The sequence below is a fragment of the Romboutsia lituseburensis DSM 797 genome, assembly GCF_900103615.1.
Lineage (GTDB): Bacteria > Bacillota > Clostridia > Peptostreptococcales > Peptostreptococcaceae > Romboutsia_F > Romboutsia_F lituseburensis.
This window is the reverse complement of sequence record NZ_FNGW01000001.1, coordinates 142,119-165,803: the sequence shown is the minus strand read 5'-3', so window position 1 is coordinate 165,803 and position 23,685 is coordinate 142,119. Positions and strand designations below refer to the sequence as shown.

24 protein-coding genes are annotated in these 23,685 nt (G+C 28.7%); 22 read left to right on the top strand and 2 right to left on the bottom strand.

Features of this window, described 5'->3' with window-relative positions:
• Nucleotides 1–5: 5 nt before the first annotated feature.
• The gene (locus BLP75_RS00740; protein WP_092721902.1) at nt 6–962 is read left to right on the top strand and encodes a DMT family transporter; all 957 of its coding nucleotides are present in this window, start codon (nt 6–8) and stop codon (nt 960–962) included.
• 74 nt (nt 963–1,036) lie between these two features.
• Here the strand turns inward: BLP75_RS00740 and BLP75_RS00735 are convergent, their stop codons facing one another.
• Nucleotides 1,037–1,405 carry a helix-turn-helix domain-containing protein gene (locus BLP75_RS00735; RefSeq protein ID WP_170139097.1) on the bottom strand — a complete coding sequence of 123 codons (369 nt, stop codon included), beginning with the start codon at nt 1,403–1,405 and terminating at the stop codon, nt 1,037–1,039.
• 196 nt (nt 1,406–1,601) lie between these two features.
• Here BLP75_RS00735 and BLP75_RS00730 point away from each other — a divergent pair, with 196 nt between their 5' ends.
• The 4 genes from BLP75_RS00730 to BLP75_RS00715 all read left to right on the top strand — a co-directional run bounded on the left by BLP75_RS00730 (nt 1,602) and on the right by BLP75_RS00715 (nt 6,781).
• Nucleotides 1,602–2,411 carry a hypothetical protein gene (locus BLP75_RS00730; protein ID WP_092721898.1) on the top strand — a complete coding sequence of 270 codons (810 nt, stop codon included), beginning with the start codon at nt 1,602–1,604 and terminating at the stop codon, nt 2,409–2,411.
• Between the two features lie 142 nt (nt 2,412–2,553).
• Complete coding sequence (locus BLP75_RS00725) at nt 2,554–3,357, top strand: Fic family protein (protein ID WP_092721896.1); 804 nt, start codon at nt 2,554–2,556, stop codon at nt 3,355–3,357.
• A gap of 695 nt (nt 3,358–4,052) precedes the next feature.
• The gene (gene dcm / locus BLP75_RS00720; protein ID WP_092721894.1) at nt 4,053–5,339 is read left to right on the top strand and encodes a DNA (cytosine-5-)-methyltransferase; all 1,287 of its coding nucleotides are present in this window, start codon (nt 4,053–4,055) and stop codon (nt 5,337–5,339) included.
• 77 nt (nt 5,340–5,416) lie between these two features.
• The gene (locus BLP75_RS00715; protein ID WP_092721892.1) at nt 5,417–6,781 is read left to right on the top strand and encodes a Sau3AI family type II restriction endonuclease; all 1,365 of its coding nucleotides are present in this window, start codon (nt 5,417–5,419) and stop codon (nt 6,779–6,781) included.
• A 479-nt stretch (nt 6,782–7,260) separates the two neighbouring features.
• Here BLP75_RS00715 and BLP75_RS00710 read toward each other — a convergent pair whose 3' ends face one another.
• Nucleotides 7,261–8,412, bottom strand: a complete 1,152-nt coding sequence (locus BLP75_RS00710) for a PDDEXK family nuclease (protein ID WP_170827919.1) — start codon at nt 8,410–8,412, stop codon at nt 7,261–7,263.
• Nucleotides 8,413–8,780: 368 nt separating this feature from the next.
• Here BLP75_RS00710 and BLP75_RS00700 point away from each other — a divergent pair, with 368 nt between their 5' ends.
• The 17 genes from BLP75_RS00700 to kdd all read left to right on the top strand — a co-directional run bounded on the left by BLP75_RS00700 (nt 8,781) and on the right by kdd (nt 23,668).
• Complete coding sequence (locus BLP75_RS00700) at nt 8,781–9,014, top strand: hypothetical protein (RefSeq protein ID WP_092721890.1); 234 nt, start codon at nt 8,781–8,783, stop codon at nt 9,012–9,014.
• Between the two features lie 225 nt (nt 9,015–9,239).
• Nucleotides 9,240–9,401: a PDDEXK family nuclease gene (locus tag BLP75_RS18050; protein WP_170139098.1), complete on the top strand. Its 162-nt coding sequence runs from the start codon at nt 9,240–9,242 to the stop codon at nt 9,399–9,401.
• A gap of 674 nt (nt 9,402–10,075) precedes the next feature.
• On the top strand, nt 10,076–10,519 hold the full coding sequence (locus tag BLP75_RS00695; protein ID WP_092721888.1) for a hypothetical protein: 444 nt from the start codon (nt 10,076–10,078) through the stop codon (nt 10,517–10,519).
• A 62-nt stretch (nt 10,520–10,581) separates the two neighbouring features.
• A complete protein-coding gene (locus BLP75_RS00690) occupies nt 10,582–11,349 on the top strand; it encodes a hypothetical protein (protein WP_092721886.1) in 768 nt (255 codons plus the stop codon).
• A 251-nt stretch (nt 11,350–11,600) separates the two neighbouring features.
• Nucleotides 11,601–12,422, top strand: a complete 822-nt coding sequence (locus tag BLP75_RS00685) for an SH3 domain-containing protein (protein WP_092721884.1) — start codon at nt 11,601–11,603, stop codon at nt 12,420–12,422.
• Nucleotides 12,423–12,611: 189 nt separating this feature from the next.
• Nucleotides 12,612–13,514 (top strand): LysR family transcriptional regulator, encoded by a 903-nt coding sequence (locus BLP75_RS00680; RefSeq protein WP_092721882.1) that lies wholly within the window; start codon nt 12,612–12,614, stop codon nt 13,512–13,514.
• 242 nt (nt 13,515–13,756) lie between these two features.
• Nucleotides 13,757–14,962 (top strand): acetyl-CoA C-acetyltransferase, encoded by a 1,206-nt coding sequence (locus BLP75_RS00675; RefSeq protein ID WP_092721880.1) that lies wholly within the window; start codon nt 13,757–13,759, stop codon nt 14,960–14,962.
• A gap of 193 nt (nt 14,963–15,155) precedes the next feature.
• On the top strand, nt 15,156–15,968 hold the full coding sequence (locus tag BLP75_RS00670) for an enoyl-CoA hydratase-related protein (protein ID WP_092721878.1): 813 nt from the start codon (nt 15,156–15,158) through the stop codon (nt 15,966–15,968).
• A gap of 49 nt (nt 15,969–16,017) precedes the next feature.
• Nucleotides 16,018–16,860 carry a 3-hydroxybutyryl-CoA dehydrogenase gene (locus BLP75_RS00665; protein WP_092721876.1) on the top strand — a complete coding sequence of 281 codons (843 nt, stop codon included), beginning with the start codon at nt 16,018–16,020 and terminating at the stop codon, nt 16,858–16,860.
• A 114-nt stretch (nt 16,861–16,974) separates the two neighbouring features.
• Nucleotides 16,975–18,099, top strand: a complete 1,125-nt coding sequence (locus BLP75_RS00660) for an acyl-CoA dehydrogenase (protein ID WP_092721874.1) — start codon at nt 16,975–16,977, stop codon at nt 18,097–18,099.
• Between the two features lie 28 nt (nt 18,100–18,127).
• A complete protein-coding gene (locus BLP75_RS00655) occupies nt 18,128–18,925 on the top strand; it encodes an electron transfer flavoprotein subunit beta/FixA family protein (RefSeq protein ID WP_092721872.1) in 798 nt (265 codons plus the stop codon).
• Between the two features lie 56 nt (nt 18,926–18,981).
• A complete protein-coding gene (locus BLP75_RS00650) occupies nt 18,982–19,956 on the top strand; it encodes an electron transfer flavoprotein subunit alpha/FixB family protein (protein WP_092721870.1) in 975 nt (324 codons plus the stop codon).
• A gap of 80 nt (nt 19,957–20,036) precedes the next feature.
• Nucleotides 20,037–20,417 carry a 3-aminobutyryl-CoA ammonia lyase gene (gene kal / locus BLP75_RS00645; RefSeq protein ID WP_092721868.1) on the top strand — a complete coding sequence of 127 codons (381 nt, stop codon included), beginning with the start codon at nt 20,037–20,039 and terminating at the stop codon, nt 20,415–20,417.
• A 22-nt stretch (nt 20,418–20,439) separates the two neighbouring features.
• Nucleotides 20,440–21,285, top strand: a complete 846-nt coding sequence (kce, locus tag BLP75_RS00640) for a 3-keto-5-aminohexanoate cleavage enzyme (RefSeq protein WP_092721866.1) — start codon at nt 20,440–20,442, stop codon at nt 21,283–21,285.
• Between the two features lie 21 nt (nt 21,286–21,306).
• The gene (locus tag BLP75_RS00635) at nt 21,307–21,960 is read left to right on the top strand and encodes a 3-oxoacid CoA-transferase subunit A (RefSeq protein WP_092721864.1); all 654 of its coding nucleotides are present in this window, start codon (nt 21,307–21,309) and stop codon (nt 21,958–21,960) included.
• Nucleotides 21,961–22,620: a 3-oxoacid CoA-transferase subunit B gene (locus tag BLP75_RS00630; RefSeq protein ID WP_092721862.1), complete on the top strand. Its 660-nt coding sequence runs from the start codon at nt 21,961–21,963 to the stop codon at nt 22,618–22,620.
• A 16-nt stretch (nt 22,621–22,636) separates the two neighbouring features.
• Entirely contained in the window at nt 22,637–23,668 is a 1,032-nt protein-coding gene (gene kdd, locus BLP75_RS00625; protein ID WP_092721860.1) for an L-erythro-3,5-diaminohexanoate dehydrogenase, read from the top strand.
• Nucleotides 23,669–23,685 lie beyond the last annotated feature (17 nt).

The window sequence follows — 23,685 nt, the reverse complement described above, 5'->3', positions numbered from 1 at the left end:
TAACCATGGAAAATATTTTAGAAAATAAAATTAGTACAAAGCATCAAGGATATATATTGGTAATTATTGCAGGTATACTTTGGTCGACAACTGGGTTATTTGCTAAAAATCTAATGGTAAGAGGAATAAGTACATTACAAGTTGCTTTTATTAGATTATTTCTAGGAGCGGTATTATTATTTTTTTATTGTATTATAAAAGATAAAAGTTTATTAAAGATTAATAAAAAGACATTTATATACTGTTTAGTGATGGGACTTATATGCCAAGCTGGGTTTAACACATTTTACTTTACAGCAGTAGATAAAGTTGGGGTATCTACTGGAGCAATACTTTTATACACTTCACCTATATTTTTAACAATATTATCTAAATTAGTATATAAAGAAATTATTAATGCTCAAAAGATAATAACTGTTGTAATTTGTTTTGTAGGATCAGTATTAGCAGTTACAGGTGGAGGATTTAAGGATTTGAATATAAGTGGGATAGGTATAATTTTAGGCATTTTAGCTGCTATATCTTATGCTTGTATGTCTATAATAAGTAAAAAAGTGCTAGAGGAAGCTAACAGTATAACAATATTATTATATAGCTTTTTCATGGGCGTATTATTTATGATACCAATTTCTAAACCATTAGAAATAATTGCTCACATAAAAGATATGACTATATTACCTTATATGATAGGATTAGGGACTATATCAGCAGCAGGAGCTTATATATGCTATATAGAAGGCATATGTAAGGATATAGACTTATCTATAGCTGGCATACTAGCATCTGGAGAACTTATAGGATCTGTAATTTTAGGATGGATAGTATTAAAAGAAGAATTCTTGTTTATTAAGATGGTAGGCATAATACTAATGATAGTGTCTGTTGTTTTTTCTATACTAAATATAGAGAAACTCAAAAAAATATTTAAAAAAGAAGTGTTAGAACATGAAGTATCTGAATAGATATATTTGTTTAAATTAGATATCAAAAAAGGCTTTGTTAATTAACAAAGCCTTTTAAAAGTTAACCTGTATACCTATATACCTAAAGAGTCAAAATAAATCATACATATTTCTTTAAAAACGATATCTTTTTCCCTTTGTGGAATATCAGGGTTTTTAAAAAATAGATCAGATAAATATAATATATAATCATGAATTGAAGAATTATGAGCAAAAAATCTATCTCTATAGGTACCTAATAATAAATAATCTACTGTTACCTCAAAATAGTCAGCCAAATCCATTAATGTATTAATTTCAGGTTTTCTTTTATTTTTTTCGTATTGAGATATTGATGACTTTGATAACTTACGTCCTGATACTTTATAAAAATCATCACATAGCTCCTGTTGTTTTAACCCTTTTTCTTTTCTTAAAGCTTTAAATCGTTCCCCAAAACTCAAACCAAACACCTACCTTATCTCGGAGAGATATATCTTTTAAATTTATGTATATAGAAATTATAAAGCTAATATAAAACTTTGTCAAAAAATGAGAGGATTTTAGTGTTTTTTATAATTTGATCATGCCTATATAAGTTAAGCTTTTGCATTAATAGTGTATAATAAATATAGCAAATAGATAGAGAGAGGATAAAATATGATATTAGAAACTATAAAAACTACTTTTATATTAACCATATCTATGATAGGAGTATTTGTCCTATTTGGTATGATCTATAATTTTATAGAGAAAAAAAACTCAGCTTATATTCAACAAGCATTTGGATTTAACGGTATTTTAATAACGGGTGTTATAGGAACAACTATACATGAATTAAGTCATTATTTAATGGCATTAATATTTGGTCACAAAATAGTGGAAATTGAATTGTTTAGACCAAGGGCAGCTAAAATTGATGGTGTGCTAGGCTTTGTAGAGCATAGATATAACAAGAGAAGCTTGTATCAAAGAATAGGTAACTTTTTTATTGGAATAGCACCTATGATATTTGGAACGATAGCTATAAGTATTAGCTTCAGGCTATTACTCCCAGAGATGTTTTTAAAGTTAAACATTTCAGAGTATATAGATTTAATTAATACAAATAATCTTCAAGATATATATTTACTTTTAGCAAATAACTTTAAGCTATTATTTGAGATGGTATTTAGTATATCTAATTTGATAAATTTTAGATTTTGGATTTTTTTATTCATAATGTATTCAATAAGTACACATATGTCCTTAAGTAAAGCAGACTTAAAAAACTCTGGTTCTGGACTAATATGTATATTTGTAACTACTATGTTTGTTTCTGTTATATGTACAGTTTTAAAAATTGACTTATCAGTACTACAGTCAGTATTTTTAAAATACAACTTGTATTTAACTTGTTTTTTAGCATTAGGGCTTATATTTGGTTTAATTAGTTTAGGAATTTCATTCTTGCTCTATAGATTTAAGTGATTTTTGAATGACATAAAGATAAACAGAAATAGACAAAAATAAATAATAGATATTCTATTAAATGATAGTCTAAGTTTTAGAATTAATAGTGTATATATAAGAAAAGTAAATGGATTAATCTAGTGAAAGAAGGGATTGAAATATGTACACAAAACCATCATATACAAAGTTGACAGAAGATAGAATCGACAAATCTGAAAAGAAAAATAACTGGGAAGTTGCAATAGGGTTAAATGAAGTAGATAATTTAAAACCTTCGAAATATCTTATACAATTAATGCAAGATTCAATAGAAGGTAAGAAAACATATAAAGAAGTAGAAAATGCTCTTTACTCTTACTACAAAGAACTTGATCCTAACGATGAAGCAATTATTCAGAATGAAGAATGTGATTTGGTATCTGTTAGAATAGTTCAATTATTAGAAAATGGAAGTTTTAAATTTAGTCCAATAACTTTAAAAAGTATTCATAGAGCTTTATTTAAAGATTTATTCAAAGGCGAATTGGAAAGATACGTTGGAGAATTTAGAGATTATAATATAAGTAAAAAAGAACCTATACTTGGTGGAGATAGCGTTATATATGGAGATTATAATGATTTAATGGATATATTAGCATATGACTTTGAAGAGGAACGTAAAAAAAGTGCTAAGGTATCAGTTAGCAGATTAGCTAGATTTACATCTTCAATATGGCAAGTACAGCCATTTTGTGAAGGCAATACAAGAACAACAGCAGTATTTATTATAAAATACTTAAGAAGTTTAGGGTATAACGTAAATAATGACTTATTCAAAAAACATTCACTTTACTTTAGAAATGCTTTAGTATTATCTAATTATTCAGATGTAAACAGAAACATTAGGTCTGATTTTAAGTACTTAGAATCATTCTTTGAAAAATTATTAATAGATACTAAGATAGAATTAGAAAAGATGAGTTAAGTCATTATTTGAATAAAGAAAAAATAAAAGCTTTTGGAGGATATCCATATAGATAGGGTATGCATACCGTATTTTAAAAATTTTTGAGTCTGAAATCAACTTGAAAAAAATCTTGGAGAAGAATAAGAATAAACATAAGAATAAGAATAAGAACAAACATAAACATAAACAGAAATATAAAAAAATAGATAATAGGTATGTTATTAAATGATAGTCTAAGATTCAGAATTAATAGGATATAGTATAAAAATAGCAATATATATATTCAAGAAAATTAAAAATAATTTGATATATTAAGTTTAAATTTAATAAAGATTTTGTTTATTTTATAACTATAAGAATGTAAAGAGCTTTATGTAAAATAAATTTGTTTACATTCTTTTTAATGCCAATGATAACTCTTAAATTAAAGATAGTAGATGAGGGTATGAATATTAGATATTTTTTAGATTTAGAAAATACAGTAAACTCTATCATAGTATAAACAATGATGATTAATTATAAAAAATAAACAACATAAGTTTGACTTAGTGAAAAATACGTTCTATAATAATAAAAGAAAATATAAAAATTACTATAATAATATTTAAAATTAATAAAGATAATAATACTTTATATAGATTAATTGATTTTTTCAAACACTAAAAAATATAGTATAATGAAACATAATGCTTATACAAAGGAGGAAATTACGGATGATAAAAGTATGCGAATTATTCGCTGGAGTTGGTGGGTTTAGACTAGGTCTAGAAAGTGCTTCAGATGAATTTAAATTTGTATGGGCGAACCAATGGGAACCAAGTAAAAAAGTACAACATGCTTTTGACTGCTATGTTAGCCACTTTGGAGTTGAAAATCATGTTAACACAGATATATCACTGGTAGATAAAAACCAAATACCAAACCACGACCTATTAGTAGGAGGATTTCCTTGCCAAGACTACTCAGTAGCTAGAACGGGAGCGAAGGGAATACAAGGAGTAAAAGGGGTTTTATGGTGGCAGATTAGAGACATACTGGAAGCTAAGAAACCTAGATTTGTATTACTAGAAAATGTTGATAGACTATTAAAATCACCAGCAAAACAAAGAGGACGTGACTTTGGAGTAATGTTAGCGTGTTTTAATGATTTAGGATACTCAGTAGAGTGGAGAGTCATAAATGCAGCTGAGTACGGATTTAGCCAAAGAAGAAGAAGAATATTTATATTTGCATTCAAGAGTGATACGGATTATGCAAAGGATATAAATAGAGAAAACCTTAGAGAATGGATACATGATACAGGATTTTTCCAAAAAGAATTCCCGATACACGAAATAAAAGACGTAAACGGAAATAACCTAATATCATCATTTGAAGATAAAGTAGTTGAATACAAGCAAGAAGTTATGGAATATAATGACATAGTAGATATATCTGATAATTTCAAACTAGAATTTGAAAATGCAGGTATAATGAGCAATGGAAAAATATACACAGAAAAAACATTCCCTAAGTACAATGGAACGTTTACATTGCTAAAAGATATATTAGAAACAGATGTAGATGAAAAGTATTATTTAGACGGAGATGAAGCAAAATTAGCTAAATGGGAATACCTAAAAGGAGCTAAAAAAATAGAGAGAACTAGCAAAACAGGACATAACTATATATTTAGTGAAGGACCACTAGCATTTCCAGATCCAATAGACAGACCTGCTAGAACAATGCTTACTAGTGAATCATCAGTAAATAGAAGTACTCATGTAGTAAGAGATCCTCAAACAGATAGACTAAGGTTAATAACACCAATGGAAGCAGAAAGACTTAATGGATTTAAGGATAACTGGACTAATAGTGGTATGCCAGAAAAGTTTAGATACTTCTGTATGGGTAATGCATTAGTAGTAAGCTTAGTTAAAAAAATGGGAAATGCGATAAAAAGTATAGTTGATAATGAAGAGCAAGCAAGTGCATATGGTGAAGTTGCAATAACTAAATAGATAGTGTAAATTAGAAGTGTATAATGTTAATATTATGCACTTTTATTTTGTAAAAATATGATGGGGGAAAATTAAAATTGAATTACAATGACAAATCAATAGGCTCTATACTAGAGTATGCTAATAAACTAGTAGGAAAAACATTTGGAGAGATAGATAAATACGATAGATTAGAAGAGAGCAAGGGCAAAGGAAACTTAGGACAAGTAGTAGAGGAGAGCTACTTTGGATACGAGGTTAATTCTAGAGCAGAAGCAGACTTTGTACATGTTGGAGTAGAGTTAAAAGTAACACCATATAAAGTAAATAAAAACAAAACTATATCAGCTAAAGAAAGATTAGTTTTAAACATCATAAACTATATGGAAGAATATAAAAAAAGTTTTGAAGAAAGTTCATTTTGGACGAAAAATAAAGAATTACTACTAGTATTTTATGAATGGAAAAAAGAAATAGATAGAAAGGATTATGTAGTAAAAGATGTTATGCTACATAATTTCTCAGAAGAAGATTTAATAGTTATTAGAAATGATTGGAAAACTATAGTTAATAAGATAAAATCAGGTAAAGCACATGAATTATCAGAAGCAGATACAAACTACTTAGGGGCATGCTCAAAAGGAGCAAACAAAAATTCAGTAAGAATTCAACCATTTTCTAATGAACTAGCTATGCAAAGAGCATTTTCTCTAAAGTCATCATATATGACGTACCTTATTAGGAAACGACTAGGGATGCAAGGAGAAAAAACAGTAAGTATACTAAAAGGAACTAAAAAAGGAATAGAAGAACTATTACATGATAAATTTAGTCCCTATTATGGAAAAAGTATAGATGAAATTTGTAGAATATTAGATATTAATATAATAAGTGCGAAAGGAACTTTACCAAAAAATTATGCACAGATAATCTCTAGCCGTATACTTGGAGTAAAGAATAATAAATTAGACAATATAGAAGAGTTTTCTAAAGCTAATATAAAATTCAAGACTATTAGAATTGAAAAGAATGGAAAAATAAAACAACATATGTCACTAGAAACATTTAAGTATACAGAAATAATAAAAGAAGAATGGGATGAGTCACAACTTAGAAATACATTTGCTGAGCAGAAGTATTTATTTGTAGTATTTAGATATGATGAAAATGATGTACTTAGACTAGATAAGATAAAGTTATGGAATATGCCATTAAATATTTTAGATACCAAGTTAAAAGAAACATGGGAAGAGACAATTAAAGTTATAAAAGAGGGACTAATTATAGAGGTTAAAGGCAATAAGAAGTATGACAATATGCCAGCATCTACTTTTAATAGAGTATGTCATACAAGACCTCATGCCCAGAATAGCAGTGATACATATCCATTGCCAGATGGAAGGGAGCATGTTAAGAAATGTTTTTGGCTAGACAAAGAATATATCCTATCATTAGTTAAGTAAATATTAATAAAAATAGATTGTATAGCAAAATAGGTTATTTATTCTTTGTAAGGAATAGATAACCTATTTTTATTTATGGATAAAATATTTAATAATAATAACTAATAATATATAATTTTATATATAAGGAAATAAGGAGAAAAATGGTGAAAAATAATATTATATTTTATAAATAGACTCAAAAGTACAGGATGGAGATGATGCATATAATTATTTTTAGAACAAGATTCTACAAAACTTATTTTATGTTAGATAAGGATTTTATTAACCTAAAAATATAGAATTAAACGATTATATTAATTTAAATATAAATAATGAAATTAATATATAGACAAATAAAAAACAGCTAGAATACATTAAATATAATAGAGAAGAGGTATTTTTAGATAATAATAAATAGCAACTAACAATAAGTACTATACATAGATATAGTAAAGTTACTATTTTAAATAGATAATCTTACTATATATATAATAAACTTATTTAACTTCTAAGAAATTAAGCTGATTAGAAGCTTTGTCATAGGAATATTCAATAAATCTAATATTTTTCCAAATATCTGTAACTATAGGTCTTCTACCTTTTGTGTAAGTTCTAGAGCAAATAGATTTAGAGTAATCAATAACATCTTGAGGAATATAACTAGCAACAACAAAGGCTTCAATCATAGAATAGTCACCATAAGCATATTCATGATTTATCCAATCAACGTACTTCATTACTTGATCAATTAAATCTGTTTTAGCAGTATCTTTTTTTATTTCTACTACTAAATATTTTGATATAGTATCATATCCTTTTATATATCTATAACCAAATATGTCCATCTTGTCCATATAATCTATAGGTTTAAAAGGAGATGCTATAACTTGGTGTGATATATAATCCCAATGCCCAAATAAAGTATTTTTATTGTTAGATAATTCATCTAAAATATGAGCTTCAATAGCCATTTCATGTCCTATTTTAGTATCTAAACTACATGAAAATAAAATATCCTTAGAGCTTGCGTTATATGAAGGTGTTATTTTATTACTTATTTTATTATGGAAATTATCTTTAAATATAATTATTTCATTTGAATTTTTAGAACCTATAAAATTTTCATTTCTCTTAAGTATTATATCTCTTAAAGCTTTATTTTCTTGATTGTCAATTTTTATAAAAGACAACTTCCAAAACGATCTTAATATTTTAAATCCATTAGGATTAGAAGATAAAACATCATCAATATCTATCCCCTCTCTAAAGAAATTAGGTTCAGGTTTAAATGTACAGATACATCTATTATTTATACTATCTGTTCCTGTATTTAACAAAATAGAATTTTCTATATTTTTATAATCAGGAATATATGGAACTAATGCATCCGGATAATTACTAAATTTACAATCGAAATTTATATTAATTAAAGTACCTACTCCATAAATTTTCCTATCATTAAAAAAATATACATTATCTCCAGGCTTCATTGAAAAATAATCAGCAAATGTACCTTCATGATGTGTTTTCCATACTATTGAACCATCTCTTTTCACAGTAGGAGGCGAAAGATTAGTTGAATAAACTCCATTCTCCACACAAAAATCTAAAGCATTTATATCATTTAAACTAAAAATATATCCAGCCATAGTAACTCCCCCATAATTAAACTATTTGTATACTAATTGATATAGTAACTACAGATAAGTATAATATTTATTAGATGAATTTAAAATAGATAATTTAAGTAATTATTAAATGTTGAAATATAATGATAAATCTATAGACTATACATTAGAGCATGCAAATAAACTTTATATGTAAAATCTTTGGAAAAATTGATGAATATGATAGATTAAAAGATAGCAAAGCTAAATGAAATTTAGTTCAAGTAGTAGAAGAGAGACATTTTGAATATGAGGTAAATTCTAAGGTAGATGCAAATTACTTAAGATCATGCTCAAAATAAGCCAATAAAAATTCAGTTAGACATCACCAAATTTTAGATATATCAGCTATGCAAAGAGCTTTTTCACTAAAATCATCATACCTGACTCACTTAACACGAAAAAGATTAGGAACTAAAGGTGAAAATACAGTTAGCATACTTAAAGGAACTGAAAAAGGTATAGAAGAATTATTAAATGATAAATTTAGACCGTATTATGGTAACAGTATAAATGAAATATGTGAAGAATTAAATATAAATTTAATTAGTAAAAATGGCGCTTTACCTAAAAATTATGCTTAAATTATATCTAGTCATATTCCTGGAATAAAAGATAATAAGTTAGATAATATTGAAGCGTTTTCTAAAGCTAATATAAAGTTTAAAACTATTAGAATTGAAAAGAATGGAAATATAAAGCAGCATATCTCATTAGAAACCTTTAAATATACTGAAATAATAGTAGAAAATTGGGAAGAAACTGTAAAGTAGACAAAAGAAGTAAAGGGAAATAAGAAGTATTATAATATGCCAGCTTCTACATTTAATGGGGTATGTTATAATAGACTCTATGCTCAAAATAGTAGTGATACGTATCAATTGCCTTATGGAAGAGAATATATTAAGAAATGGTTTTGGTTAGATGGAGATTATATATTCTCAGTAGTAAAATATCATAAAAGATATTAGAAGATAGAGGTTAAACAGAATGGCAAAAGCAGATAAACAATCAATTTATTACAATAGAATGAAATAAATAAATCTCCTAAAAATGCAGTAGGATATAATATATTAAAGCATATGGTAGAGAACTTAAATTATAAATATGAACAAATAGAAGAGATATTTAATAATAATAACATAAATGTTGTAACTGTAGAGTTAGTAAAGAAAAAATAAAATATATCAAAAGAAAGAGACAAAGCATATAAAGATGAGTTTGGAAATTCTAGAACTAGACAAAATAGTTACTTACCAAGAAGAAACACACCTTTCTTAACATGTAAAGATAATAATGGAAATACTATAGAATTTGGTGTTTGGACTGAATGGGAATACAAAAAATTTCCTAAATTTAAAGAATATATAGAAGGACTAAACCTAGGATATAAAATAGAAGAGGAAATTGATTCCTTAGGCAATGATGATATAAATTACGAAAATAAAGATATAAAAATTAATGAAGAATTAACTCACTTAACAACATTACTAAGATAAAATGAATAAACCATGTCCCTAAATTACTAAATATGATATAGGAGCAAAGATAATAACAACTAAAGCCTTGGATTATTCCAAGGCTTTTCAAATATCAATATATGTTATAATGAATACAACTATACAATGTAACAGGGGGAGTAACTATGGAGGCTGAGCATAAAGTTGGGGGATTATGTAATATGGTATATATACTATACATAATATTTCTAATCCAGCCAATTAAAAGCTTGATAAATAGTGGTATCATAAGCACTGATATAAAACTATTTCAAATAATATACAATATAGATATTGGGGATAAAATATGGTACTTTATTTTTCAAATCATGTTTTTATTTTTTATATTTGTAGCAATAAGCGCAGAATCAAAAAACATATCGGACTGTGAAGAAAAAGGAAAGATAAAAATATTAAACAAAGAGCTATATCCATATAAAATATTTATAGCACTTAATATTACAGGAACTATAATACTTTTAGTATTAACAAAAGATAAAGAATTGTTCTTACCAAGTATATTATTAATAGCTACGAGTATACTTTTGAACTTTTCTAAGAAAATGTATTTTCATTATTTACAACTATAGATGGTGTTTGTACTGGAGTATATGAAGATCGTAAAAAAAATTCTGTTTTTTATAGGGTTGTTGTGACTGATTACAAAAACAAGAAAGAAATCTGTTTAAAGTTAAATGAAACTTATTGTGTAGATTCAATGGACAACATAAGTGTAGTTCATGGAGTTTTTTCTAAACAATGTATTTCTATTAATAATATTAAACAAAATGAAGGCAATGCAGGGAGTTTTGTTATTTTCTTAATACCACTACTATTATTTGGAGGATTTAATATAAAAAATGAACCTGTTGAACCGATACAACATGAGCAATATCAGGACGCTACAATTATAGAACATAAGGGGGAACCTGTACCTTTAGATAAATTAGGAAAGTATAAGGTTATAGATATTTCTAGTGAAAAAAATTATAAAGGTGTTGATATTGAATTAGATAAATTGTATTTAGGTAAGAAAGGATCGAAGTTACTTTTTAGTGTTACAAATAATAATGATAAAGGAATGGTTTTAAACTTAGATTATAATACTTTTATTAGAAGTGACCAAGGACAAAATTCAAATATATTGATTCCTGGTGTGAAGTACAATTTAGAGATGGATATTTTACAAAAATATAATAAGAAGTCTGCTAAGGAGCTAGTTGTTAATTTGGAGTATACTTTATCGGAGACAATTCTTTTTGAGTATTTAGATTATACTAATAACAATTTTTATCCTTTAAATGTAGTAGATAGTAATTGTGAGATAGTTATAGATTTAGTTAAAGAGGATTCTAAAATAAACTTCAGCGATTATGATCAATTTTATAAAAAACAAGATGATATAGTCAAATTTCAATAATATAAATAGGATTGTATTGTAATGAAAATTAAAATAAATTAAAAAGTATTAAAGCCTTGGACTATTCCAAGGCTTTTTTGAATATATACTACATATGAGAAAATTTATTAATAATAATTAACATAAAATCATAAAACTTTTAAGTGTAGATTAAACGTCTATAGGTATGTAATAAAAAAGACAAATGAAAATTACTGACTACAAGGGATGTATTTAAAATAAGTAAAATTATAAGAAAGAAGGGTTAAAAAATGGGGTTAAAAAAATATGCATCAACATTAGTAATAGGGGCTATGGTATTTACAAGTGGGGGAGTTATTTCACATGCACAAACTGATAACACTAGTAAAGCAGCAACACCAGTAACAACAGTTTCAACAAAGGCAAATGATAATATAACAGTATTAGATAAAACAGGTACAGCGACACACGACGTATATATAAGGGATAATAGCAATACAAAAGGGAAAATATTAGGAACACTAAATAAAAGTAAAACAATAAAAGTAACAGGAAAAACAAAATACGGTTGGTACAAAGTAGACTATAATGGAAAAGTAGGATATGTATATTCTAGTTATGTAAAAATAGATGCAACATCAGATAATAATTCAAATAATAATAATGATAATATAACAGTATTAGATAAAACAGGTACAGCAACACACGACGTATATATAAGGGATAATAGCAATACAAAAGGAAAAATATTAGGAACACTAAATAAAAATAAAACAATAAAAGTAACAGGAAAAACAAAATACGGTTGGTACAAAGTAGACTATAATGGAAAAGTAGGATATGTATATTCTAGTTATGTAAAAATAGATGCAACATCAGATAATAATTCAAATAATAATAATGATAATATAACAGTATTAGATAAAATAGGTACAGCAACACACGATGTATATATAAGGGACAATAGTAATACAAAAGGAAAAATATTAGGGACACTAAATAAAAATAAAACAATAAAAGTAACAGGAAAAACAAAATACGGTTGGTACAAAGTAGACTATAATGGAAAAGTAGGATATGTGTATTCTAGTTATGTAAAAATAGGTGCATAAATAGAAAATGGCATGAGTTTGATATAGAATCAGACTCATGCTATTTTTTATATGTAAATTACCCATATTGCTAGTATTTTACAATAATGTTAATATGGAGTTAAGGGGAAGTAAGAATTTAAACTACATACATATAAAATTATATACTGACAGGTATATACAAAATAAAGGGAGAGAGGGAATAAGAATATGAATATAAAAGAGATAATATACTTCTTAGAAGTAGTAAAAGAAACTAGTTTTACTAAGGCTGCGAATAATTTATATATATCCCAACCAGCTCTTAGCAAAGCAATAAAAAATTTAGAGCAAGAAGTACAAACGCAATTAATCGAAAGAAATACAAAAAAATTTAACTTAACATATGAAGGTGAAATATTTTATGAAAATGCAAAAAAATCTATTGATATTATCAATACAGAAATATTTAAGCTTCAAGATAGTATAACAAATTGCAGGAAAACATTAACACTAGGGATACCACCAGTTATAGGCAGTGTCTATTTTACATCTGCTGTGGCTAAATTTAAGCAAGAGCATCCAGATATAGATATCCAGATAGTAGAAGAGGGAGCCAATAATATAAAATGTAGGATAGTAGATGAAAGTATAGAACTTGGAGCAGTAATATTTCCAGTAGAAGAAGATAATATAATAGCCTCACAGATAGTAAGTGGAGATATAATGCTAGCTATAAGTACAGATCATCCTTTAGCTAATAGAGAAAGTATTGATATGAAAGAACTAAAAGATGAAAGGTTTATTGTATTTAATGAAAATTTTATGATGTATGATAAAACAATAAATGCATGCAAAGATTCGGGATTTGAACCAAATATAGTAATGAAGATGTCACAATGGGATTTTATATTAGAGATGGTAGCTCTAAATTATGGAATAGCAATGATGCCAAAACCAATAGTTCAACGATATAAAATGAATGGAATAAATATGATACCTATATCTAATCCTGAAATAGACTGGAATATTGGTTTTATAGTTAAAAAAGATAAATATATGTCTAAAACATTAAAGCTATTTGTAGAATATGCAACAAATCATATCAGAAAAGAACATGAAAAACACAAATAAGATAGTCAATTGAAAACAACACAAATAAGTTAATATTTTGATGAAATAAATAGTAAATATTTTTTTGAATAAATACAATTTGTTAAACTTATAACTAAAAGTTATGAGCTTATAGTTTTTTGGAATTTTACAAAGAAGCCCTATCTATATATACTTATGTTAAAGAGAGAAACTTCAAAAAAAGATATAAAAATTGGAATAGAGACAAATTTCGAAGATTTAAAAAACAGGGGGAAAAGAAAATGTCTAAAGTATATATAGTAGATGCAAAAAGAAGTCCAATCGGTAAGTTTTTAGGGGGATTATCTACAGTAGCACCAGCAGAACTTGCTGGTCAAGTAATTAAATCAGTAATAGAGACTAATAAGGTAGATGCAAGTAAAATAGATGAAGTAATACTAGGTAATGTATTACCAGCAGGTCAAGGTCAAGGGATAGCAAGACAAGCAGCATTAAATGCTAATATACCATGTGAAGTTCCAGCTTATGGAGTAAATATAATATGTGGAAGTGGTATGAAAACAGTTATGACTGCATATTCACAAATAAAAGCAGGAATGGGAGACTTAATAGTAGCAGGTGGGGTAGAAGTAATGTCTCAAGTTCCATATGTAACAGAAACTTCAATAAGAACTGGTAGTAAAATGGGTGGTATGAACCTTAAGGATAGTTTAGTATTAGATGGTTTAACTGATGCATTTAATAATTACCATATGGGAATAACTGCTGAAAATGTATCTGAAAAATATAATATAACAAGAACTATGCAAGATGAATTTGCTTTCAAATCTCAACAAAAAGCAATCAATGCAATAGACAGCAAAAGATTTGTAGATGAAATAGTTCCAATAGAAGTGAAAACAAGAAAAGGTTCAGTAATAGTAGATACTGACGAATATCCAAATAGAAATACAGATTTAGAAAAACTTTCTAAATTAAGACCTGCATTTAAAAAAGATGGAACTGTAACAGCAGGAAATGCATCTGGTATAAATGATGGAGCTAGTATAGTTCTTGTAGCATCTGAAAAGGCAGTTAAGGAACATGGATTAAAGCCAATAGCTGAGTTAGTATCAGTAGGCCAAGGAGGAGTAGATCCTTCAGTAATGGGACTTGGACCTGTACCTGCTATAAAAGATGCCTTAAATAAAGCTGACATGAATTTAACTGATATGGAGTTAATAGAGTTAAATGAAGCTTTTGCATCTCAATCATTAGGTGTAATAAAAGAGTTAAAAGAACATTATGGTGTTGATGATGCTTGGTTTGAAGAAAGAACTAATGTAAATGGTGGAGCAATAGCAATAGGTCATCCATTAGGTGCATCTGGAGCTAGAATAATAACAACACTTTTACATGAAATGAAAAAGAGAGAATTAAAACATGGGTTAGCATCTCTTTGCATAGGTGGAGGAATGGGAACTTGTGTAATAGTTAAATCAATATAAACAATCAACCTTAAAAGTAAACTGATTAAATGAAGCATTTATTATGAAAATATATGAAAAAAAATATACATATATAAAAATTTATACAAAAAAAAGGTTTTTCAACAAATGTGTAGAAATATAATATATAACCACAAACAAAAACGAATTTTGAAAAAATGTACTTAAGTTAATAGTATAAGAGGGTGGTAAAATGTTTAAAAATTTAAATTGTACTAAATCAGGGAATATTTATACAATTAAGATTACTAGAGAAAAATATTTAAACTCATTGAATGAAGAAGTTTTACAAGAATTAGACAAAGCTGTTGATATTATATCTAGTGATGAAGAAATTTATGTAGGAATAATAACAGGAATAGGGAAAACCTTTGTTGCAGGTGCAGATATAGGAGCAATGAAGGATATGAGTTTCAACGAAGGTGTAAAATTTTCTGAGTATGGAAATTCCATATTTAAAAAAATAGAAAACTGTGAGAAACCAATAATTGCAGCTATAAATGGATTTTGCTTAGGTGGGGGATTAGAACTTGCTATGAGTTGTGATATTAGAATAGCAAGCCAAAATGCTAAGTTTGGTCAAGTAGAAGCGAATCTTGGAATAATTCCAGGTTTTGGTGGAACTCAAAGACTACCTAGGATAGTTGGTATAGCAAAAGCTAAAGAACTTGTATATACAGCACAAATAATAAAAGCAGAAGAAGCTGAAAATATAGGTTTAGTAAATAAAGTAACAACAAAAGAAGCATTGCTAGATGAATGCTTAGAAATGGCCAATTTAATAGCTACTAAAGGACAAATAGCACTTAGATATGCTAAAAATGCTATAAATAATGGTTATGAAATGGATATAGATAAAGGTATAAATTTAGAAAGTAATTTATTTGGATTATGCTTTGCAAGTGAAGATCAAGAAGAAGGCATGAGTGCTTTCTTAGAGAAAAGAGAAGCAAAATTCATAAACAATATTAAAAAAGTAAATAGTTCATTAGAAGGTAATGTGTAATATTTTATACATTGAAATATATACATTTTATATTTAGGGGGAACACATCATGAAAGTAATGGTAATAGGCAGCGGTACTATGGGAAGTGGTATTGCAGAAGTATTTATATCAAATGGGCATGAAGTAATTCTTAGAGATATAAGTGAAGATATTGTAGATAAAGGTGTTAAATTAATAACAAAGAATTTAGATAGAAAAGTATCAAAAGAAAAAATAAAAGAAGAAGATAAAGTTCAAATATTAAGTAGACTTGAAAAAACTATAGATCTTGAAAAAGCAAAAGACTGTGATTTAGTAATAGAAGCTATAGTTGAAAATATACAAATTAAAAAGCAATTATTCAAAGACTTAGATGATATATGTAAGAAAGAAACTATATTAGCAACAAATACATCATCTTTATCAATAACAGATTTATCAGTAAGCACAAACAGACCAGATAAAGTTATAGGAATGCACTTCTTCAATCCAGCACCAGTTATGAAATTGATTGAAGTAATAGACGGCATGCTAACATCAGAGCAAACACATCAGACAATATTAGAATTATCCACACAATTAGAAAAAACACCAGTAAGCGTAAAAGAATCACCAGGATTTGTAGTTAATAGAATATTAGTACCTATGATAAATGAGGCAATAGGAATATTTGCAGAAAATATTGCTAGTGCAAAAGATATAGATGATGCTATGAAGTTAGGTGCAAATCATCCAATAGGTCCTCTAGCATTAGGAGATCTTATAGGTTTAGATGTATGCCTAAATATAATGGAAGTACTTTATACTGAATTTGGAGATTCAAAATATAGACCACATCCGCTTCTTAAAAAGATGGTTAGAGGTGGAATACTAGGAAGAAAAACTAAAAAAGGATTTTACGATTATAACTAATTTATTTAAAAAAGAAGTTAATCTAGAGCTCCTACACTATGTATAGATGGATGTTGAGGAACTAGTTTAATCATAAAAAAGCTAATCATTTTCAGAAAAGAGGGGAAATTTTTAATGGAAAAATATGAATTATTAAAACAAATGTATAGTGAGTTTACACAAAATGAGGTAGCTCCTATAGCCCATGAAATAGATGAGGAAGAAAAGTTTCCATATGAAACTGTTGAAAAATTGAGTAAATATGGATTTTTAGGAATACCTTTCCCTAAAGAGTATGGTGGAGAAGGTGGAGACTATTTAGGTTACTCAATGGCTGTTGAAGAACTATCTAAAGCATGTGCAACTACAGGGGTAATAGTTTCAGCTCATACTTCATTATGTGGAAGTCCTATATTTGAGTTTGGTACAAAAGAGCAAAAAGAAAAATTCTTAGTTCCTCTAGCTAAAGGTGAAAAGCTAGGTGCATTTGGTTTAACTGAGCCTAATGCAGGTACGGATGCATCAGGTCAACAAACTATAGCTGTATTAGATGGAGATGAATATGTATTAAATGGTTCAAAAGTATTTATAACTAATGCAGGACCAGCTGATACATATGTAGTAATGGCTATGACTGATAAATCTAAAGGAACTCGTGGAATATCAGCTTTCATAGTTGAAAAAGGAACTGAAGGTTTCTCTGTAGGGAAAAAAGAAAAGAAATTAGGAATAAGAGGATCTGCAACTTGTGAATTAATATTTGAAAATTGTAGAATACCTAAAGAAAATATGCTAGGAAGAGAAGGTCAAGGCTTTAAGATAGCTATGAAGACACTAGACGGTGGTCGTATAGGAATAGCAGCTCAAGCTCTTGGTATAGCTCAAGGAGCATTAGATGTTACAGTTAACTATGTTAAAGAAAGAAAGCAATTTGGTAGAAGCTTAGCTGCATTCCAAAACACTCAATTTGAGTTAGCTGATATGAAAACTAAGGTTGAAGCTGCAAGACATTTAGTATATGATGCTGCAACTAAAAAAGATTCAGGCAAATCATATGGTGTAGAAGCTGCAATGGCAAAACTTTATGCTGCGGAAGTTGCAATGGAAGTTACTACTAAAGCAGTTCAACTTCATGGTGGATATGGATATACACGTGAATATGAAGTTGAAAGAATGATGAGAGATGCAAAAATAACTGAGATATATGAAGGAACAAGCGAAGTTCAAAAAATGGTAATAAGTGCAAACTTACTTAAATAGTCTTGAGAGAAATTTGGGAGGGAAAAACATGAATATATTAGTTTGTATAAAACAAGTGCCAGATACAACAGAAGTGAAGTTAGATCCTAAAACTGGTACATTAATAAGAGATGGAATTCCAAGTATAATAAATCCTGATGATAAAGCAGGGATAGAAGAAGCAATAAGCATAAAAGAGCAAACGGGAGCTACTATAACTGTATTAACAATGGGACCTCCTCAAGCTAAAAATGCACTAAAAGAAGCTTTAGCAATGGGTGCTGATAGAGCTATACTTCTTACAGACAGAGCATTTGCTGGAGCTGATACACTTGCAACTTCAAAAACAATAGCAGGTGCTATAAAGAATATAGAGCATGATTTAATAATAGCAGGAAGACAAGCGATAGATGGAGATACTGCACAAGTTGGTCCTCAAATTGCAAATCATCTTGGTATACCATCAATAACATATGTTGAAAAGATGAAAGTTGAAGGAGATACTATAACAGTAAACAGAGCGTTTGAAGATGGGTATCAAGTTATAAAGGCTAAGATGCCAGTACTTGTAACTACTTTAAAAGAAATGAATAGTCCAAGATACATGAAAATATCTAGAATATACGATTGTATGTCAGAAGATAAGATAGAAACTTGGGGATTAAAAGATATAGAAGTTAACTTAGAAGAAATAGGATTAAAAGGTTCACCAACTAAAGTTAAGAAATCTTTCACTAAAGGGGTTAAGGCTAAAGGTACACTTCATGATGTAGGTGAAAAAGAAGCGGCATTATTAATGATAAACTCTTTAAAAGAAAAGTTTATAATAGCTGAAGCAAAAGCTTAAAAAATGATTTGGCAAAAAATTACTAACTAAAGTAGTAATTAATAGGAGGAAAAACGATGAGTGTAATGGTTTTTGTTGAACAAAGAAGCGGAGAATTACAAAATGTTTCTTTGGAATTATTAGGAAAAGGTAGAGAGTTAGCTGATAAAATAAATAGTAAATTAAGTGCTGTATTATTAGGCCATAATATAGAAAATTTAAGTGAAGAACTTATACAATATGGAGCAGATGAAGTAGTTTGCGTTGAAGATAAAAATTTAGATGTATACTTAACTAGTACATACACTAAAGCCCTTACAGAAGTAATAAATAAAAAAGATCCAGATATAGTTTTAGTAGGAGCAACTACAATAGGTAGAGATTTAGCTCCAAGAGTAAGTGCTACTATAGGAACAGGGCTTACTGCAGACTGTACATCTCTTGAAATAGATGAAGAAAACCAAGGATTATTAATGACTAGACCAGCATTTGGTGGGAATATAATGGCTACAATAATATGTCCAAACCATAGACCACAAATGAGTACTGTAAGACCTGGAGTTATGAAAAAGCTAGAAAGAGATATAGCTAGAACAGGTAATATAGAAAAGATAAACGTTGATTTCTCAGAGTGCGATAAGAATGTAGAAGTATTAAAATATGTTAAGGAAAATGTAAAAAAAGTTAACATAGAAGATGCAAAGGTTCTTATATCAGCAGGTAGAGGAATTGGTTCTAAAGAAAATATGGATGCTGTATATGAATTAGCAGATATATTAGGAGCTGAAGTAAGTGCTTCTCGTGCTGTAGTTGATGCAGGATGGGTTGATAAATCTCGTCAAGTAGGTCAAACAGGTAAGACTGTAAGACCAGATGTATATATTGCTTGCGGTATATCAGGAGCAATACAACATTTAGCTGGTATGGAAGAGTCTGAATATATAATCGCTATAAACAACAATAGCAATGCAGCAATATTTGAAGTAGCAGACCTTTCTTTAGTAGGAGATGTTAATAAAGTAATTAAAAACTTAATACAAGAGTTAGCATAGAAAAAAGATTTTAACTAATTGGTATAGGTAAAAATCTATACCAATTAGCTAATATATATATTCATTAGGGGGGACTTAATATGAAAGCAATGATAAGAATGAGAATGGGAAGCCATGATGCACACTATGGTGGAAATTTAGTAGATGGTGCTAAAATGCTTCAATTATTTGGGGATGTAGCTACTGAGTTACTTATTCAAAATGATGGGGATGAAGGTTTATTCAAAGCATATGATAGTGTTGAATTTTTAGCACCAGTATATGCTGGAGATTATATAGAAGCTGTTGGAGAAATAGTTAATGTAGGAAATAGTTCAAGAAAAATGGTATTTGAAGCTAGAAAAGTTATAGTACCAAGATTTGATATAAGCGATTCAGCAGCAGATGTTTTAGAAGAACCAATAGTAGTTTGTAAGGCAAGTGGAACTTGTGTAGTACCTAAAGATAAGCAAAGATATTAGTTTAAAGGGGGGGCCGCTTAATATGGAAAAAGTAATAATTACAGCAGCAATAAGTGGTGCAGAAGTAACAAAAGAACATAATGAAAATGTACCATATACTGTAGAAGAAGTAGTAAGAGAAGCAAAAGCTGCTTATGATGCTGGAGCTAGTATAATACATCTTCATGTAAGACATGATGATGGTACTCCAACTCAAGATATAAATAGATTTAAAGAATGTATGGATGCAATAAAAGAGGTTTGTAAAGATGCAATTGTTCAACCTTCAACTGGAGGGGCAGTTGGAATGAGCAATGAAGAAAGAGTACAGCCTGTAAACTTACATCCAGAAATGGCAACATTAGATTGTGGTACTTGTAACTTTGGTGGAGACGATATATTTGTTAACACTGAAAATACTATAAAAGAATTTGGGAAAAAGATGATAGAATTAAATGTTAAGCCAGAAATAGAAGTATTTGATAAAGGCATGGTAGACATGGCTTTAAGACTTAACAAAAAAGGATTTATAAATGATAATATGCACTTTAACTTTGTAATGGGAGTTAATGGCGGTATAAGTGGAACATATAGAGATTTAATGTTTATGAGACAAAGCATACCAAGTAATGCTACTTTCACTGTAAGTGGTGTAGGAAGATGCCAGTTTGATATGATAGCACTAAGTGTGTTAATGGGAGGGCATGTCCGAGTAGGATTCGAGGATAATGTTTATATGGAAAAAGGTGTAAAAGCTAAATCTAATGGAGAATTAGTTCAAAAAGCTGCAAATATTGTCAGAGCATTAGGAAGACAAGTAGCTACACCAAAAGAAGCTCGTGAAATATTAGGTTTAGAAGTTAAGGAATTAACAGCGCAAGAAGCTTAAAATATATTAGGGGGAAAAAACATGAATAAGGTTATATCTTTAGAAAAATTAAAAGATATTTTTAAAGACGATATGACTATTATGATAGGTGGATTTTTAGGATGTGGTACTGGTGAAAAACTTATAGATGCACTTATACAATCAGATGCTAAGAATTTAACTATAATAGGAAATGATACTTCTTTTGTCGATAGAGGTATAGGAAGATTAATAGTAAATAATCAAGTAAAGAAAGTTATAGCTTCACATATTGGAACTAATGCACAGACTGGTCAGTTAATGAATGAAGGGAAGCTTGAAGTAGAATTATCTCCACAAGGAACTCTTATAGAAAGAGTAAGAGCAGGAGGATTTGGCTTAGGTGGAATATTAACTCCAACTGGGGTAGGAACATTAGTAGAAGAAAATAAACAAAAAGTGAGTGTTAATAATAAAGAGTACTTATTAGAAGAACCATTAAGAGCAGATGTAGCGCTTGTTAAAGGTAGTATAGTAGATGAATTTGGTAACACAGTGTACAAAGGAACTACTAAAAACTTTAATCCAATGATAGCAATGGCAAGTGATATTGTAATTGTTGAAGCAGAAGAATTTGTAAATACTGGTGAAATTAATAAAGAAATGATTATGACTCCAGGTGTAGTAGTAGATTACATTGTAAAGGAGGCTAATTAAATGAATCCTAAAGAAATTATAGCAAGAAGGGTTGCCCAAGAATTTAAAGATGGTCAATTAATAAACCTAGGAATAGGACTTCCAACTTTAACTACAAATTATATTGAAGATGGAATAAATGTAACTTTCCAATCAGAAAATGGAATGGTTGGAATGGGAAAAGTTGCAGATAAAGATGAAATAGATTTAGATATAACAAATGCAGGTGGACAATATGTAACTATAAATGATGATGGAGCTTTCTTTGATACAGCAACGTCTTTTGGATTAATCAGAGGAGGACACGTTGATGTAACAGTATTAGGAGCTTTAGAAGTAGATCAAAATGGAAACTTAGCTAACTGGATAGTTCCTGGGAAAATGGTTCCTGGTATGGGAGGAGCTATGGACTTAGTAGTTGGAGCTAAGAAAGTAATAGTTGCAATGTTACATACTGCTAAAGGAAAATCTAAAATACTTAAAAATTGTACCCTTCCATTGACTGCAAAGAATGTAGTTGATATGATAGTAACTGAACTTGCTGTTATGAAAGTAACTGAAAAGGGATTACTTGTAACAGAGATCAGTGAAGGGGTAACTGTTGAAGAATTAATAGAGATGACTGATGCAGACTTAATCATTTCAGAAGATTTAGTATGTAGAGAAGTACAAACAATATAACAAGGGGGATACAAAGATGAGAGGATGCAAATATGGGACACATAGAGTAGTTGGGGAGAACGTTTTACCACAACCAGCTAAAAAAATAAGCAATGATATGAACATATATGATAATGAAATATTAATAGATGTTCAGGCTTTAAATATAGATTCAGCAAGTTTTACTCAAATAGAAGAAGAATGTAATCATGATGTAGAAAAAATAAAAGCAAAAATATTAGAAATAGTAGAAGAAAAAGGTAAAATGCAAAATCCAGTAACAGGTTCTGGAGGAATGTTAATAGGAACTATAGAAAAAATAGGTTCTGATTTAGAAGGTAAGATAGATTTAAAAGTAGGGGATAAGATAGCTACACTTGTTTCTTTATCATTAACACCATTAAAAATAGAAGAAATAGTAGATATAAAATCAGATATAGATAGAGTTGAAATTGAGGGGAAAGCGATTTTATTCGAAAGTGGTATATACGCAAAATTACCAACAGATATGGAAGAAACATTAGCACTAGCTGCTTTAGACGTAGCAGGAGCACCTGCTCAAACTCAAAAGTTAGTTAAAGAAGGTCAAAGTGTTTTAATATTAGGGGCTGCTGGTAAATCAGGAATGCTTTGCTGTTATGAAGCTAGAAAAAAAGCAGGTAAAACAGGTAAAGTAATAGGTCTTGTAATAAATAAGGAACAAGCAGATTTCATAAAAGAAAATGATCTTGTTGATGAAGCGATAATAGTAGATGCTCAAAATCCTAATGCAGTTTTAAATAAAGTATTAGAAGTAAATGATGGTAAAGAAGTAGATTTATCTATAAACTGTGTAAACGTTTCTAACACAGAGATGAGTACAATATTACCAGTTAGAGATGGAGGAATAGTATACTTCTTCTCAATGGCAACTGCATTTACAAAAGCAGCGCTTGGAGCTGAAGGTGTTGGTAAAGATGTAGATATGATAATAGGGAATGGATACACTAAAGGCCATGCAGATGTTACATTAACAGCGTTAAGAGAAAGTGAAACTTTAAGAAATATATTTAAAAAATTATACGTATAATTAGGGGGGTAAATAAC

Excerpts from the sequence above, each read along its gene's own strand:
- BLP75_RS00740 (WP_092721902.1), top strand. The coding sequence starts at position 6 with ATGGAAAATATTTTAGAAAATAAAATTAGTACAAAGCATCAAGGATAT.
- BLP75_RS00730 (WP_092721898.1), top strand. The coding sequence starts at position 1,602 with ATGATATTAGAAACTATAAAAACTACTTTTATATTAACCATATCTATG.
- BLP75_RS00725 (WP_092721896.1), top strand. The coding sequence starts at position 2,554 with ATGTACACAAAACCATCATATACAAAGTTGACAGAAGATAGAATCGAC.
- dcm (WP_092721894.1), top strand. The coding sequence starts at position 4,053 with ATGATAAAAGTATGCGAATTATTCGCTGGAGTTGGTGGGTTTAGACTA.
- BLP75_RS00710 (WP_170827919.1), bottom strand. The coding sequence starts at position 8,412 with ATGGCTGGATATATTTTTAGTTTAAATGATATAAATGCTTTAGATTTT.
- BLP75_RS00700 (WP_092721890.1), top strand. The coding sequence starts at position 8,781 with ATGCAAAGAGCTTTTTCACTAAAATCATCATACCTGACTCACTTAACA.
- BLP75_RS18050 (WP_170139098.1), top strand. The coding sequence starts at position 9,240 with ATGCCAGCTTCTACATTTAATGGGGTATGTTATAATAGACTCTATGCT.
- BLP75_RS00695 (WP_092721888.1), top strand. The coding sequence starts at position 10,076 with ATGGAGGCTGAGCATAAAGTTGGGGGATTATGTAATATGGTATATATA.
- BLP75_RS00685 (WP_092721884.1), top strand. The coding sequence starts at position 11,601 with ATGGGGTTAAAAAAATATGCATCAACATTAGTAATAGGGGCTATGGTA.
- BLP75_RS00680 (WP_092721882.1), top strand. The coding sequence starts at position 12,612 with ATGAATATAAAAGAGATAATATACTTCTTAGAAGTAGTAAAAGAAACT.
- BLP75_RS00675 (WP_092721880.1), top strand. The coding sequence starts at position 13,757 with ATGTCTAAAGTATATATAGTAGATGCAAAAAGAAGTCCAATCGGTAAG.
- BLP75_RS00670 (WP_092721878.1), top strand. The coding sequence starts at position 15,156 with ATGTTTAAAAATTTAAATTGTACTAAATCAGGGAATATTTATACAATT.
- BLP75_RS00665 (WP_092721876.1), top strand. The coding sequence starts at position 16,018 with ATGAAAGTAATGGTAATAGGCAGCGGTACTATGGGAAGTGGTATTGCA.
- BLP75_RS00660 (WP_092721874.1), top strand. The coding sequence starts at position 16,975 with ATGGAAAAATATGAATTATTAAAACAAATGTATAGTGAGTTTACACAA.
- BLP75_RS00655 (WP_092721872.1), top strand. The coding sequence starts at position 18,128 with ATGAATATATTAGTTTGTATAAAACAAGTGCCAGATACAACAGAAGTG.
- BLP75_RS00650 (WP_092721870.1), top strand. The coding sequence starts at position 18,982 with ATGAGTGTAATGGTTTTTGTTGAACAAAGAAGCGGAGAATTACAAAAT.
- kal (WP_092721868.1), top strand. The coding sequence starts at position 20,037 with ATGAAAGCAATGATAAGAATGAGAATGGGAAGCCATGATGCACACTAT.
- kce (WP_092721866.1), top strand. The coding sequence starts at position 20,440 with ATGGAAAAAGTAATAATTACAGCAGCAATAAGTGGTGCAGAAGTAACA.
- BLP75_RS00635 (WP_092721864.1), top strand. The coding sequence starts at position 21,307 with ATGAATAAGGTTATATCTTTAGAAAAATTAAAAGATATTTTTAAAGAC.
- BLP75_RS00630 (WP_092721862.1), top strand. The coding sequence starts at position 21,961 with ATGAATCCTAAAGAAATTATAGCAAGAAGGGTTGCCCAAGAATTTAAA.
- kdd (WP_092721860.1), top strand. The coding sequence starts at position 22,637 with ATGAGAGGATGCAAATATGGGACACATAGAGTAGTTGGGGAGAACGTT.